Here is a 15190-nt window from a genome sequence, read left to right on the forward strand (position 1 = left end):
GGTTCAAAAAACATTGATGATAATGAAAAAATCGTTATATATTTTTATGGTTCTTTTGTTTGCCTTAGGCATACAGAGCTGTAAAAAAGATAAAATCGAAAGTGAGCAGCTGCTCCTGGTCGATCGGGATTATATGGAGGTAGGCAGTAGAGCCGATACCTATCAGTTGGACATCTTGGCAAATGCAACGATTACCGTAAGTAGCGACAAAGATTGGATCAAACTGGATAGTACAGTGTATCCCAAGGGGAAAAATAAGATCCGGTTTTCTGTTTCGAAAAATTCGGAAGACGAACGTTCAGCGACTTTGCTGCTCAAGCTGAACGATAATCTATCGCAGGAGATCTTGGTCTTGCAAGAATCCGGAAAAGTTCCCGTTTTTTATGTTACTCCTGCGGGTAAGGGGGATGGCAGTTCGTGGAGCAGTGCTACAGATCTCGATCAGGCACTCGAAAAAGCAACGACAGGCAGTACCCTATTCTTGGCCGAGGGAATCTATGTTCCAAGCAAAACCATTCGCAATGGCGATGTAAATGAGGAATCAGACAAAACCATAGAGATCGCAAAAAATGTAAGCCTTATCGGCGGATATGCGGCCAACGCCAAACCTGGAGATCAGCCCAATCCAGTTTTGTATAAAACCATCTTTCAAGGCAAGCTTTCCAGTGGAAAATCGGTGTTTCACACGGTCACAGTGACGGCAAACACGGATCCTGAAAATCAGGTTATGTTGGAAAATATCAGCATCAAAGGGGGGAATGCCACCGACCGTAGTGCCAGTACAACGATTGACAACGTAAAATTCAGCCGTGGCCAAGGTGGCGGTATGTTGATCGGTATGGCTAAAGTCTTGCTCAAAAATGTGGATGTGGTTGACAATAAAGCGACTGCAGATAAGGGGACTGCTGGTTTTGCTGCTGGCATATATGCGTTTTCAGGGGCCCAGCTCAGGTTAGAAAACTGCCGTATCAACAATAATAGCAACAGTGGAAATAACGGCGGCGGACTATGGATCGCTGACGGGTCACTGATTGCCTACGATAGTCAGTTTAATCATAATAGTGCCAAAGGCACCGCAGGGGGCTTACATGCCTATCCAAATGCGGCGATTACACTCTATAATTGTGAGGTGATCGGAAATTCAAATACATCCTATGGCGCAGGTGTTTATCTGCGTGAAAAATCAAAAGGTGTATTCGTTAATTGCCTGCTGGCTGAAAATTCGAGCACATCAGCCAACGGCGGCGGCGGACTAATGCTGTATGATAACTGTCAGGCAGATGTGATCAGTACAACCATTACCAAGAATGCCGTTGTTGGTCCCGGCGGTGGTGTCTATCGCCGCAGCAATGTCAACAACCTGACTTTGATCAATTCAATCGTATCGGGCAATATCCAGGCGGGAAGCTCATCTGATGTTGATGCTTATTCAGATAACATCGCTGTCGTTCCATTAATCCAGCACACTGTTGTTACGAAAGCGGTGTATGGCGCTGATGGAAGCATTGATCCAAAAGTAAGTTTTGAACCTTCGACTATGCTGAATGCAGATTATCTACCTATCGGTGCCGGAAATCCCTCCATGAGTAACGGCTTAAGCTCTTCCGGATTACTGGAGCTTGCCAAGAAATACAAGCCGGCATTGGACGACAATCGTATACAAAAAGATATTAATAATAATCCACGCTCGTCCAACTGGATGGGTGCAAAAGTGAAATAAGATGAAGAAATTAAGCTGCTTATTTATTTTTATCCTTCTTTTATGGGGCAATAGCTATGGGGCAGAGCACAAGAATATCTTGCTTTTATTAGGTTCAGCCGATCCGGTAGTGCTTACCCAGCGAGTGGATGTTGCTGTTCAGCTCTACCGTATCCGGCCGATGGATGCTATCATCGTTTCGGGAGGATGTGGAGCACATGGGTCGAAGATCTGTGAAGCTTCTTCCATGGCGCTGCAGTTGGTCAGCAAAGGGGTACCTGCGGCATTGATCTTTAAGGAGGAAAACTCCAAGACGACCGTGCAGAATTATATTTTTAGCAGGCGCCTTAAAAATAACGCTGGCGAGCAAATCATTCAGCCGGGAGATACGGTAAATGTAGTTTCCAACCATTGGCATGCGATTGCTGTCGCTGCCCGCCTGCAAAAGTACGATGGGGTGACAGCGAAGTTTTTTATTGAAGGCGCTATTCAGCCCAAAAAGGAGGACCGTCTTGATTATGCCGGAATATTTAACGCATACGATGACAATCATTTTTTTACATTAAAAGGAACCTGGCTAACACCTGAAGCCGTATGGGCAAAAAAAGACAGCACCTATTATCTTACACAGGATATCGTCTATACAACGGATGCCGCAAACAGCAGCTATAGTGTCAGTCCTGTGGAAAAGCTGTTTCCTTTTCTGAAAGGCATCTCAGAGTTTAATCCGCCAGTATATATCGATGAGTCCACCACATGGTACATTCTCTTTGATGGCTATTGCCGTAAAGTTTCAAAAAAGAATTATCAGGTACTGGATGAACAGCCTATTCAGGAATGGTTGAAGCTGCCAGACACATTGAACTGGAGCCAAATCAATACTGGGTATATCCAGGGAAAATCTTTGGTACTGATCGGAAGGGACAAGATGCTATTGGCGGAGCAAAAAGGAAAGACCTTTCAGTATGTCAGGGAAACCCTGCCGCAACATTTTTTTGTCAACTGGCCCTATAGCTGGGGGGCGGGCAATGTAAGTGCTGCAAGATTGCAGCCAGGAGAAAATAAGGTCATCTTTTACCGCAATATGGAATCGGCCGTATGTACTATTGACCAGAAAACAGTTGAAAAAGCGTTTCCATTAAAATTAAAGTGGATCGGCGAAATAAAGTAGAAAACAGATGAAAAGAAATTTTATATATAGCTTAATGCTGCTTTTTCTTGTTATTTCATGCAAGAAAAATGAGGGCGGAACGCAGCTGCCCTATGATTACAGTATTCCCCAGGAACAAAACTTGGCGGATATTATCAATACGGCAACCTGGAATACAAAAACTGTTGCGGATGGTGTTGTGTGGAAGTATTACCAATTTCCGCGGATATTTGACTCCAAACAATATGTCAATGTATTTGAGATCGATCTGAAGAAAGGCATGCAGTTGGAAATTCCCTATGTGAAGACCGGATTTCTAAAAACAAGTGCCGCCGCCACGGCTAAGGGAGCTTTGGTTGCATTTAACGGCAGTTACTTTAATACCAGTACAGGCGGATCAACCGTGTTTTTCAAATACGATGGCCAGGTGATCAACCAGACGGTATATGGATTTAATAGCTAATGTGAAAATGGTGCATTTACCTTTACCGGGCAAAGCTATCAGATTGTGCCAAAGCCTGCGGGAGGTTGGGGTACCCTGAACGCTACAGCTGCATTGGCTGGCGGCCCACTATTGATGCAGGATGGTCAAGTACTGGAGCAGTTGAACGTAGATTTCAATACCAGTAGACATCCCCGCACAGCAATTGGGCTTACCAAGGACAGTAAGCTTATTGTAGCAGTTATCGATGGCCGCTCATCACAATCGCAGGGACTGACGATACCCCAGCTGGGCGAGTTAATGGCCGCTTTGGGCTGTACTTCAGCGTTAAACTATGATGGCGGAGGTTCCTCCACCGCCTGGGTGAAAGGTGAAGGAGTGGTTAACTACCCTTCTGACAATGGGAAGTTTGACCATGAAGGTGAACGCGCTGTAGCCACGGTATTTACATTAAAATAGAAACCATATATTTATATAGATAGAAGGCCATTTCACAGATAAGATGAGATGGTCACTATTTAATTTGAACAATTCTTATTGGTATTAGCTAAATGCATTTTATGTTCTTTTATCCTTTTACTGTTATTCTGGAAGTTGCGCGGCCAGTGGGCAAAGATTAGCTCAATTATCCCTAATCTTGCGTCAAGGTCGATGTGGATTATTACGTCAAAAGGGCCTGATTCTCATCAGACCCTTTCTGTTACCGTTTTTTTGCACAGTAATTTTTATTTTTCCTGTCGTTTCCTCTTTTTTGTTTCGTGATCCAATGTTTTTAAAACCTATTGGATTTTCACGTACGACGCCAATTTTTATGTTGAACCTTCCATTTGAAAGGTAGCTTGTAGCCGTTTCCAAATAGTTTTTTTGAAGTAAATTATTTTTTGATAAATTGAAAAAAAAATGAATACAGTATTATATCATCAAAAGCTTTTTTATATTAAATGAATACGAGATATTTTTTAGTACTACTTTTTCTCACAGTATGCCAATCGGCCTCGGCTCAATTTGCGAAAATCATTGACAAAGACGGCTATGTAAATTTGAGGAAGCGAGCTACAGTTAATAGTGCGGTCGTTTCAAAAATTGCTGCTGATGAAATTGTATATGCATTTGCTGATGAAAAGTTCGGCGACTGGGTAATTGTAGATTATACCGACAACCATAACAAGAGCATCACTGGGTATATACACCATTCAAGAATTAAATATATAGCATCCTATAAGCAAATCCCTAACATATTTTTTGATGAAGGCACAACAAAATTTGTGTCAAAAGATATATCCGTGCAAATAAATTCAGATCGTTTCGATTACGAGAAAAATAAAAGTGATTTTTCATCGACTCAATATGGTGAGCAGACCGTTTTAGACAAATTTAGGGGGCAGCAAGTCTGGGGAACAGATGGCGAGATCCCTACAAGCCATTACACCTCTATTCAAGCTACTATAAAGGGAAGATTTATTCAGATCCCAGAAAAGGAAATTGAAAGCCTATTTAATGTAAACAACGAGTTTGCTACATGCTACTATGATGACTCAAATGATATTTTATACATTACTGCTGTTAATGGCGATGGCGCTGGTGGGTATGCAGTTTTATTTGAGATTAAAAAAGGTAAATATAAAGCACGCGTGGTAACCATGCCATTTTAGCAATTGCGATAACGGCAAATTTACGTTTTTTTACTGACCGTCTTCTAAAGTTCATGGAGGCTGCGCGATATGAGCAGTGAATAGGATTTTGATTATACTGCTGTTATCTTTATTAAGTTGAAACAGAATTGTCCTGCCATTTTGAAAAATAACTAACTTTGTCCAATAGTATCGATAGATACATACAAGTATGCTAGAATGGTGAAAATAATGGTCGTAGAAGACAATGAACGCGTTGCTTCGAGTGTGAAAAAAGGATTAACAAGTCAGGGCTACCTGGTCAATGTTTTTGGTGATGCGGAATCAGCGATCAAAGAAGCCAAATCTGTTGACTATGATTTACTTCTCATAGACATCATGTTACCAAGAATGAATGGCATAGCGCTCAGTAAACAGATGCGTGCGGCTTACCCCAGAATTCCGATCATCATGCTCACGGCATTGGGCAGTATCGATGAAAAAATATCTGGTTTTGACGCGGGAGCCGATGATTATATGGTGAAACCTTTTGAAATACGCGAACTTTTTGCACGTATCGCCGTCTTGCTTAAGCGCCATCGTGAAATCAGTGAAGAAGAGATCCGAGGGCTGCTGACTTATGATCGTATCAGTATTGATCTGCGGAGTAAGCAGGTCCGCAGTCAGGGACAGCTTATCAAGCTGACTCCCAAAGAGTTTGATCTCCTCCACTTCTTTTTGAAGCATAAGGAAACCATGCTCAGTAAGGATGAGATAGCACGTAATGTCTGGAGCAAAAACTTTGATACTGGAACGAATTATATAGACGTATATATCAATTATTTACGTAAAAAAATAGACCGCGATTTTTCACCAAAATTGATTCATACGAAATCCGGACATGGATTTGTTTTATCGAATAAAGAATGAAGATTGTCAATAGAACCTCCTTGGTATTTACGTTCTCGTCGGCTATCATCTTGTTTCTATTTGCGTATGCGGTTTATTTCTTTTCTGAACTAAATCGAAAGGAAGAATTTGTGGACCGGCTGCGCTATAAGATCATCTGGCGCGCAGAATTTATTTTTGATGCTAAAGTACAGGAAAATCAGATCAGAAAAATTCACGAACAAAACAAGAAACTGATCAATGAAGCGCAGATAACGGTTTTCGATCAGCAGGATAAGGTGGTTTTTGCCGACATCGGTGAGCAAGCGTATCCAAATGTTAGATTAGAATCGATCAAAAGGTCTAATTTTTTAACTTGGGAACAAGGTAAAGAATTGTATATGGGCTTGAACTATAAATTTGAGGGCAAGCCATTTTTCTTAATCGGACATGCGTATGATGTCACAGGCTTTGCGCATATGGAACGGCTAAAAAATATTTTGATAACGATCTATATTGTTGCCCTGTTTTTCATTTTTTTCTCCTCATTCCTATTTGCACGCTATATTCTGAAGCCAATCAATTACATTATACATCAGATAAAGGATGTATCCGAACATAACTTGAGCACACGTGTCAGCTATAGTAATGCGAAAGACGAACTCTCAGAACTTATCGAAACATTCAACAATACGTTCAATCGGTTGGAAAAATCTTTCAATAACCAGCGCCATTTTGTCGCCATTATTTCCCACGAGTTTAGAACACCTTTGGCTGCTATGATCGCCGACCTGGAATTGGCGCAGCAACTGAATACCAATGTGGATGAGTATTTTACCTCTATTGATAGGGCATTGCTCGATGCGAAAGAGGCTACGGTACTTTCGACAGCCTTGCTGGATTTTGCCCGGGCAAACTACGATAGTTCGCAGGTAAATTTTGAAGAAATCAGACTCGACGAAATACTGCTGGAAGCGAAAATAGTCGTCTTAGAGAAAAATAAAGACTATCGCGTGAGCATCTCTTTTGATGCAGATGCAGCAATCGACGAAGAAGAAATCTGGGTTTCTGCAAATGCCTACCTCTTGAAAGTGGCCTTTGCTAATCTGATCGAGAATGCCTGTAAATATAGTGCCAATCATTCTGCTCAGGTATTGCTCTCCAGAAATAATACCATAGCACAGGTACAGGTAAAAGATAATGGTATCGGAATAGACAGCAAGGATATCCCGCATATCTTTGATTTGTTTTACCGTGTGGCGGGTACGCCTTCAAAAGAGGGACATGGCATCGGCCTCTCGATTGTTCAGCGGATTATTGAGATGCATCAGGGTACCGTAGCGGTTAATTCAACGCTCCATGTAGGGACCGTATTTATAGTCGAACTTAAACTTGCCTATCCAAAGGAGCTTGAATAAGCTAGAAATTCTAATGGTTTTCTAATAATATCACCTCCATATTCAGCCTAATTTTGACTTATCAAAAAAACAAAATTAGGTTGAATCATGAATAGAAAACAGCTTACCTTGGCATTGTTCCTCAGTTTGGGACTCGGTAGCGCAGAGCTCACCGAGGCGCAAACCAATGATTTTGGAAATCCAAAACTTACTCATTTCTTAAATAAGGAGCATACACGTTATATCAGCTTCAGCGGGTACGCCGAGCTGTGGGCGAGATATAGTCAGCTCAATCCGGGGAGTTTGGTAAACAATGAGTCTGTATCGAATGTATCTGATCTCTCTTTGCGGCGTATTAGGGCAAAGATGACTTACAAGCCTACTGAGAATTTACTGTTTGTATTACAGATGGGGCCGACCAATGTAAACGTCAATAGCAAGACGAATACGTATATGGATCTATTGGATGCCTATGCCGAATATAGCTTTAACCCAAAACTTGCCATCGGTGGTGGTCGTTCCACTTGGCGCGGTCTTTCCCGATTTACAACAGGGCCACTCAATACACTGCTTTACGATTTGCCTTTGTATGCGACATCCAACACTGGAGCTACCGATATGGTCGTGCGTGAAATGAGCATTTATGCAAAAGGACAACTTGGCAAATTTGACTATAGGGTGGTGCTGGCAGATCCATATTCCGCCGCCAGTGCTGATCCAAAATTAAATAAAGCCACCTTCAGCAAAAATGAAGCACGCAAAGATGTGTCAGGCTACTTCCGCTACGCTTTTCACGATAAAGAGAGTAACGAAACGCCATTCAATTCGGGTACGTACCTCGGTAAAAAAGATGTGCTCAGCATAGGGGCTGGATTTGAGTATATGCACAATGCCCTTTGGCACCTGGATGAACAGCAGATGACCAAAAATGACGATATGCGCAATTTTGCGGCGGATATTATCTACGATGCGCCACTCGACAAAGAGAAAGGAACTTCGATTAGTGCCTACGGTATGGCTATGCACAGCGATTATGGTCCCAACTATCTTCGCTTTGCAGGTACAAACAACCCTGCGACAGGTATCGATGCGGCCAATGCAAGCCTGAATGGTGCGGGAAATAGCTTGCCAAATGCTGGCACGGGAAATACATTTTACGCACAGGTCGGCGGTACACTCCCTTATTTCAATCCATCCAAACATAATTTACAGCTGCAGCCAGCGGTTTCTGTACAAGTAGGGGAATACAAGGCATTGAAAGACAAAAGTCTAATTTATGACGCAGGTATTTCGCTACTGATGCACGGTAATAGCAGCCGGCTGACTTTTGATGCGCAAAATCGTCCGATCTATAATTTAAATGCTGCGGATCAAGCTGTGGTAACAGATCACAAGTGGGCATTTGTGCTTAAATATCGAATTGATTTTAATTAAATAGCAATAACATGAAAAGAAAAGATTTTATCCTTACACTAGGTACCGCCGGTGTCATGAGCTTTGCGGCAACCTCTTTGATAGCAAAAGAGAAAAAAGCGAAAACAAAAAAAGTGTATTTCCACTATTTGCTTTTTTGGCTAAAACCTGACTTGTCTGCTGAACAGGTAGAAGAGTTTAAACAGTTTTTTGAAGGTCTTAAAAAGCTTCCTTATGTCAAAAATGTACGTTATGGTAAGCCAGCTGCTTCTTCCCCAAGAGCGGTATTGGACAACTCGTTTACCTACAATGCATCCATGGAATTTGCGACATTGGAGGAACTAGAGGCTTATGGTAAACTACCGGGACACCTCGCCCTTGTCGCTAAATACAAACCCTATTTTGAACGGATGGTGGTGCACGATACGGTTTATGAATTCTAAAATTAAAACAACAAAATAATAATTTCAACCATTACAAAATGAAAATGATATCCAAATTAGCTATTGCTTGCGTATTGGCAGCATCAAGCTTAACCGCCGTGAAAGCACAAGAAGGCCGTGGAAAAATTAAAGAGGTCAAAGTGGAAGCCGAAGGTGAAATGCCTGCGGTACGGTTAATCAACAACCCGGATGGAACCTGCTCGTTTCAAAAAGGCTTTATTCCAACACTGAAACACGCCAATACGAGTACATTTTGGACGAGCAATAAGACAGAAGAATGGGAAAAAAATGCTCATCCAGCTCCAAGAAGACAATATGTGGTTACGCTGAAAGGTAAAATCAGATTTAAAGTCAGCGATGGCTCAACTTTTTTAATCAAACCCGGAACAATTCTTTTGGCTGAAGATTTGAAAGGTACTGGGCATAGCTGGCAAATGGTTCATTCAAAAAGCTGGGAAAGATTGTATATCCCTATCAATGAGGGGGCTGATGATCTTTTCGTAGCAAAAAATGACTAACATTTATGTTGTGCCGCAGTCTGACCTGTGGCACAACATTGGCAGTAATTTTCCTTTGTATTTATGAGGACTTATTTTGAAGAGATTCCAAAGGAATAAAGCTATATAGCCCAATTTCAGAAAACTTTTCTGCAAAGCGGAGATTAAAATAGTTTAGAAAAATTACTTATTATTGCCATTGTATATAGTATACAAAGTAGTTTTACGATGAAACTAAAATCTCTCCTTGTTATTTTGGGCTTAAGCGTTTTTCTTTATTCTTGTAAAAACAAGAGTTTAATAAATTCCATTTGGAAAAATTGTGGAGATAATAGCGGGTTACAAGATATTCTTGTTTTTAACGATACGCATAATTTTGTGCGGAATGATACTGTCTATCTGAGGATGGCTATTGATTCCCCAATCGCTGTAATTAATCGGATTGATACCTATTATGGCGAAAGAAGATTATATCTAAAAAGGCTCTCTGATCAAAAAAACTATAGATTCTGTGAGCAGTAATAAAAAATAGAGCAGCCTAATGGTCACTTTATTTTGTAAAGCTATATCGAGAGATGTGGCTTTTTTACGTCAAAAGGGCCTGATTCTCATCAGACCCTTTCTCTTAGCGTTTATTTGTACAGTAATTTTTATGTTTCCTATCGTTTCCTCTTTTTTGTTTCGTCATCCAATGTTTTTAAAGACTATTGGATTTTCACTGTACGACGCCAATTTTTATGTTGGACCTTTCTTTCGAAAGGCTGCTTGTAGCCGCTTTGTATTGGAAGAACAATAGCCAGCTTAAAATAGTTTTATTATTTTTAATAATTGTAGTTTTAATTTAAGAAACTTATGCTGTTCGTGAAGTACAGGTGGGTCTAGTAAACATTCGCAGCATCCTTTGCTGTTCTCTTTTACGGATACCCGAAACGGCTGGTTTAACTTTACTGTTAAATGGGGCTTTCACTTACTAGAACTTTATGTTTTGCTCCCCATTTACTCAATTTTGCCCATATAGGAACCAGTTCTTTGGCAATTTCTGTCAACTCATAATCCACTCTTGGAGGTACTTCTGCATAAACGGTACGTTTTACCAAGCCATCCTTTTCCATTTCACGTAATTGGAGTGTAAGCATTCGTTCAGTAATTCCATTAATCTGATTGCGTAATTCGCTGAAACGCAATTTCCCATTTTCTAATTTGCAAAGAATAAGCAGTTTCCAACGACCACCAATTTTGCAAATGGCATAAGTCAGATCACAGCTTTCCATGATATAACTCTCATTCATCAAATTAGTCGAATTTTCTTTTCTTTTTCCCATTACTTACAAATTTGTTAGTACCATACAATTAGCTGTATACTATGCAAATTTATTGTTTCAAATTAATTTTGTTCCATCAAAATCAATAAACATGAGAAAAATTTTATTATCGATACTAATTCTGGGAACTATTTCATGTAAGACCACTAGCACAATCAAAAAGGAAACGATTATGCAACTGACACCAAAAATTAAAGAAATCTTAAGTCATTTAGAAAAAATACAGGTATTTCAAGGCAAAAACCCTTTAGATATAAGCCGGAAAAGTTATGATGCGATGGCTCAACAATTAAGTGGACCGAAAGAAGCTGTTTTCAGCATTGAGGAATTTAATATCCCTTCAAAAAATCACCAAATTCCTGTGAGATTATACCGCCCTAAAGGCAAAACATCAAATTCTTCTGCCATTATCTACATTCATGGAGGATGGTTTATTTCTGGTGGTTATGAAACTCATGATGCAATCGCTCGAAAATTGAGTAATGAAACGGAAGCAATCCTCCTTTTTGTCGATTACCGTCTCGCACCTGAAAATCCTTTTCCTGCAGGACTAAACGATTGTAAAGATGCTACAGCATGGTTAATCAATAATGCAAAAAATCTTGGAATTGATGTTCAAAAAATCGGTGTCATTGGCGACAGTGCGGGCGGAGCGTTGGCAACAGCCTTATCTCTCGAATTAGGAAGTCAATTAAAATTTCAGGTTTTAATTTATCCTGCCTCTGATAACTCATTAAGTACAGCTTCCTGGATAAATTATAAAAATGGTCCAATCTTAACTAGAGCGTGGGGATTACAGGCCTGGAATTGGTATTTAAAATCCAAAGAAGACAAGACCAATCCTTTAGCTGTTCCAGTTTTAATCAAAGATTTCAAAGAAACTCCAGAAACTCTGGTCATTTTAGCGCAACATGATCCATTAAGAGATGAGGGCGAGAAATTAGCCCAAAATATGAAAAATTCAGAAGTATCCGTTGAAAAAAGTTTATATAAAGACATGGTTCATGGCTTTATGCATATGGGAATTCTTTTGCCTGAAACACAATTAGCAACGAAAGAAATTGCTGAATTTATAACCAAAAGTTTAGAAAAATAATATTTTAAGATGAAGAAGTACGCATACACAGGAGCATTAGGCTTTTTAGCTATTATAACAACTGAATTTGGTATCATTGGTATTTTTCCGCAAATAGCGGAGCATTACCAAATCGGCATTGATAAGGCTGGCTATCTGTTGGGAGGATTTGCGTTAGCGATTGCGCTTACTGGACCTTTTATGACCTTGTTGTTATCAGGATTTGACCGAAAGAAAGTGATGATGATAGCAATTTTTATTTTTCTGTTAACAGGAATTGTATCGTCATTTTCACCACCATTTTGGCTATTAATGCTTTTAAGGATATTACCAGCATTTTTACAGCCTATTTATATCGCTACAGCTTTATCCGTAGCGGTTTCGCAGGGTAATAAACGGAACGAAAATGAATTGATGACTATCGTGTTCAGCGGTGTTGCCATTGCAATGGTAACAACTGTTCCGTTCGCTACTTATATTGCCAACATTTTTTCTTGGGAATATTCGTTTATAGTACAGGCTATCATCAGCATTGTGGCATTATTGGCTATTCACTTTGTATTGCCGGCAATGCCTGTGAGAGCAAAAAAATCTTATGGAAGTCAATTAAAAATATTGAAAAAACCGATGTTCATTGTAAGTACATTAATGAATTTCTTTATGATTGCGGCTTGGTTTTCCACTTATAGTTACTTTGCCGATTATCTAAATAAAGCCAAAGATATGGGCGGAACCATGGTCAGCTATATGCTGTTTGTATTCGGTATTATCGGTGTATTTGCTAATTGGACAGCCGGTAAACTATTAAACAAGAACATAACACACACAACTGTTTTTTTTCTTTCGGGGACTATAATAGTTCCTATACTCCTGCATTTTTCGGGAGGCAATACTATGGCTACAATTCTGGTAATCGTATTATGGGGTTTTCTATATTCTCCAAGTTTCTTAAATGCCTCTACTTATATGATTTCATCTGCACCAGAGGCGATGGAATTTGCCAATAGTTTGGCTACATCATTTGGCAACTTAGGCGTAACGCTAGGAACCACCGTAGGTGGTTTGATCATTGTGTCGAAGGGCGTACAGTTTACGCCCTGGATAACCGTTTTATTTGGTATGTTGGCTTTTTTTATGATCGGTCTAAGATCCCGATTGGAAAAGAAGCCAGCATAATCCAGACCTTAAAGGTCTGTGATACTGTTGATGCTGAAGTATGGTACAATCAGAACTGTTCTATATTCGTAAACTTTCACCTCCCCATTCCCGCCATTCACCGAGTTTTCCTGGTCATTAGTCTAAAGCCGATAGGTTAGGGGCCTATTGCATTGTAGTTTTGAATCAACAAATAAGAAAAGATAAAAAAAACTAACACAATAAAATAACTACATTATGAAAGCATCAGTAAAAATATTCGCAGCAGCAGCTTTAATCGCCGTATCCACTTTCGCTATGGCAGCTGAAGGACCTGGAGCAAAAGCAACAAAAACAAATGTTAACCTTTCTACAGCAGACTTCGCTTTAGCGCACTATGTTGCGGTAACTACGGCGGGCGAATCAGCAGGGGTAGAGCAGTTATTCGCTGAAGATTTTAATCAAAAGATCCAAGCTTCCAATACACAATCTAACAGCCGTATCGGAGTTGTCAAACTATTGAAAAAGCAAAAAGGAGAGAAGTTGAATTGTGCAGTAAGCACAGATATCCTCGAGGAATCGGCAGACTATATGGTGGCTAAAGTAACGTTGAAATTTGAGAACTTCACCAAAACAGATTTAGTTACCTTTGAGCGTGCGGGGAATGACTGGAAAGTATCCAAATCGATCAATTCGTATAAATAAGAGCCATCCCTTACAAGTATATAAATGTTGTAAAGCCACGTCGAGAGATGTGGCTTTTTTACGTCAAAAGGGCCTGATTCTCATCAGGTCCTTTCACTTATCGTTTATTTTGTACATTAATTTTTATATTTCCTAACGGTTCTTCTTTTTGTTTCGTCATCCAATGCTTTAAAAGACAATTGAATTTCCAAGGTGTACGTCAATGAAAAATTGGTATTGCTAGCTATAATATCGATTTCAAATTTGTGTTGTTCAAACCTTTGTCTTCAAAAAATGCTTCGAATGGTATCCCATTAATTTTCTTTGTTTTATACCAAAGGTTCAGTTTTGTATTGAGCTGTTTATCGGGCATATAATTTAACTTGGCTTTTTTAAAATAGTCCAAAAAATTGCCGTTTAATATACCATTGTCCCAATGGAACTCAAAATCTCCAATTCCTTCTACTGCATACCAATCATTACCTTTATTTAAACCGGCACTTTTTGTAAAAGGAATGTAAGGTTCATTTATCCAAAATCTATCTATAGCTATAGTTCGGCCTTGATTATTTAAATTTATGGTAGTATCTTTTATTATTCCCCCTTTTATCGTATTTAACTTTTCAGTAGAGAGATAATTTTGTTTTGAAAAATTCTTACTCTGCGGATATATTCCCGCTGCATTGGTTCTATAAGGCTCCATATAGCCATTACCAATAAAATAGGATTCAGTTAAGGTCTCGTTGTCAACTAGAAAATATTCATTTTTTTGCTTTATCACGATTTTATAATCCGTTCTTTTCAAGTTGAGTGATGGCGTCTCTGAAAAAATACCTAAAGGTGCATAAGTTGCATAAAATATATCTTTTGCTGTGGTTCGCAACAGGCTATCCAAAGTAATTATGTTTATCTCGTTGTTAGCGACGGCTTTCGAGATATTTTTTAGCTCAAATTTAGCCCTAGTTAGCGGCGTTATTGTAACTAAGATATCAACGGGCAAATTTTTCCCTTCACGCTCAAAGCTTATAAAATTCTGAAATACTTTTTGATTTGAACCATCAGTAATTATGTTTTTTTTGAACAGAAAATTATAAATAGTCAAATCTGGGAAATTGGTACTGTCGGATCCGATTTCTGCATATGTTCTTTTGCAGAATAAATGCCCATTCAATGAATCGGTTAGTTTGTCTTGATTAAATACAACATATTTGATTTGAGCAAAGCAGGTAGCAATAAGCTGAAAGGCTGATACGGCTAAGAAAATAAATAAGATCATTATTTTGCGCATGATATATTTTAATTATTTAAGAATCCATTGCGTCCTATGACACAGTTGTTATTAAACTCCATTTTTTATTAGAATTTCGTTTTTATACAACATACAAGGTTTATATATGTCTTTAAAAGTAATTATATTTTTAAGATTGTTCAAAAAA

The 15190-nt window shown here is 39.3% G+C and carries 15 protein-coding genes; 13 read left to right on the forward strand and 2 right to left on the reverse strand.

Annotation, left to right across the window (positions count from 1 at the left end):
* The first annotated feature begins 22 nt into the window (after positions 1 to 22).
* The 10 genes from VXM68_RS10695 (at position 23) to VXM68_RS10740 (ending at position 9560) form a co-directional block, all read left to right on the forward strand.
* The gene (locus tag VXM68_RS10695) at positions 23 to 1720 is read left to right on the forward strand and encodes a right-handed parallel beta-helix repeat-containing protein (protein WP_367211222.1); all 1698 of its coding nucleotides are present in this window, start codon (positions 23 to 25) and stop codon (positions 1718 to 1720) included.
* Between the two features lies 1 nt (position 1721).
* On the forward strand, positions 1722 to 2870 hold the full coding sequence (locus tag VXM68_RS10700; RefSeq protein WP_367211223.1) for a YdcF family protein: 1149 nt from the start codon (positions 1722 to 1724) through the stop codon (positions 2868 to 2870).
* Positions 2871 to 2877: 7 nt separating this feature from the next.
* Positions 2878 to 3312: a hypothetical protein gene (locus tag VXM68_RS10705; RefSeq protein ID WP_367211224.1), complete on the forward strand. Its 435-nt coding sequence runs from the start codon at positions 2878 to 2880 to the stop codon at positions 3310 to 3312.
* Between the two features lie 45 nt (positions 3313 to 3357).
* Complete coding sequence (locus VXM68_RS10710) at positions 3358 to 3750, forward strand: phosphodiester glycosidase family protein (protein WP_367211225.1); 393 nt, start codon at positions 3358 to 3360, stop codon at positions 3748 to 3750.
* A 482-nt stretch (positions 3751 to 4232) separates the two neighbouring features.
* Positions 4233 to 4943: a hypothetical protein gene (locus VXM68_RS10715; protein ID WP_293955657.1), complete on the forward strand. Its 711-nt coding sequence runs from the start codon at positions 4233 to 4235 to the stop codon at positions 4941 to 4943.
* Positions 4944 to 5141: 198 nt separating this feature from the next.
* Positions 5142 to 5831: a response regulator transcription factor gene (locus tag VXM68_RS10720; RefSeq protein WP_293955656.1), complete on the forward strand. Its 690-nt coding sequence runs from the start codon at positions 5142 to 5144 to the stop codon at positions 5829 to 5831.
* Positions 5828 to 7207: an ATP-binding protein gene (locus VXM68_RS10725; RefSeq protein ID WP_367211226.1), complete on the forward strand. Its 1380-nt coding sequence runs from the start codon at positions 5828 to 5830 to the stop codon at positions 7205 to 7207. Before VXM68_RS10720 ends, VXM68_RS10725 begins: the two co-directional genes overlap by 4 nt.
* An 87-nt stretch (positions 7208 to 7294) precedes the next feature.
* Entirely contained in the window at positions 7295 to 8620 is a 1326-nt protein-coding gene (locus tag VXM68_RS10730) for a hypothetical protein (RefSeq protein ID WP_293955654.1), read from the forward strand.
* A gap of 11 nt (positions 8621 to 8631) precedes the next feature.
* Positions 8632 to 9042, forward strand: a complete 411-nt coding sequence (locus tag VXM68_RS10735) for a Dabb family protein (protein WP_293955653.1) — start codon at positions 8632 to 8634, stop codon at positions 9040 to 9042.
* A gap of 38 nt (positions 9043 to 9080) precedes the next feature.
* Entirely contained in the window at positions 9081 to 9560 is a 480-nt protein-coding gene (locus VXM68_RS10740) for a hypothetical protein (RefSeq protein ID WP_312332218.1), read from the forward strand.
* Between the two features lie 929 nt (positions 9561 to 10489).
* Here the strand turns inward: VXM68_RS10740 and VXM68_RS10745 are convergent.
* Positions 10490 to 10861 (reverse strand): helix-turn-helix domain-containing protein, encoded by a 372-nt coding sequence (locus tag VXM68_RS10745; RefSeq protein WP_293936889.1) that lies wholly within the window; start codon positions 10859 to 10861, stop codon positions 10490 to 10492.
* Between the two features lie 91 nt (positions 10862 to 10952).
* Between VXM68_RS10745 and VXM68_RS10750 the strand changes: the two genes are divergently transcribed.
* The 3 genes from VXM68_RS10750 to VXM68_RS10760 all read left to right on the forward strand — a co-directional run bounded on the left by VXM68_RS10750 (position 10953) and on the right by VXM68_RS10760 (position 13775).
* Complete coding sequence (locus tag VXM68_RS10750; RefSeq protein WP_367211227.1) at positions 10953 to 11957, forward strand: alpha/beta hydrolase; 1005 nt, start codon at positions 10953 to 10955, stop codon at positions 11955 to 11957.
* A 9-nt stretch (positions 11958 to 11966) separates the two neighbouring features.
* Complete coding sequence (locus VXM68_RS10755) at positions 11967 to 13112, forward strand: MFS transporter (RefSeq protein ID WP_367211228.1); 1146 nt, start codon at positions 11967 to 11969, stop codon at positions 13110 to 13112.
* Positions 13113 to 13328: 216 nt separating this feature from the next.
* A complete protein-coding gene (locus VXM68_RS10760; protein ID WP_367211229.1) occupies positions 13329 to 13775 on the forward strand; it encodes a hypothetical protein in 447 nt (148 codons plus the stop codon).
* Between the two features lie 223 nt (positions 13776 to 13998).
* Here VXM68_RS10760 and VXM68_RS10765 read toward each other — a convergent pair whose 3' ends face one another.
* Complete coding sequence (locus VXM68_RS10765; protein WP_367211230.1) at positions 13999 to 15030, reverse strand: hypothetical protein; 1032 nt, start codon at positions 15028 to 15030, stop codon at positions 13999 to 14001.
* Between the last annotated feature and the right edge of the window lie 160 nt (positions 15031 to 15190).

It is taken from the genome of Sphingobacterium sp. R2, assembly GCF_040760075.1.
Classification (GTDB): Bacteria; Bacteroidota; Bacteroidia; order Sphingobacteriales; family Sphingobacteriaceae; genus Sphingobacterium.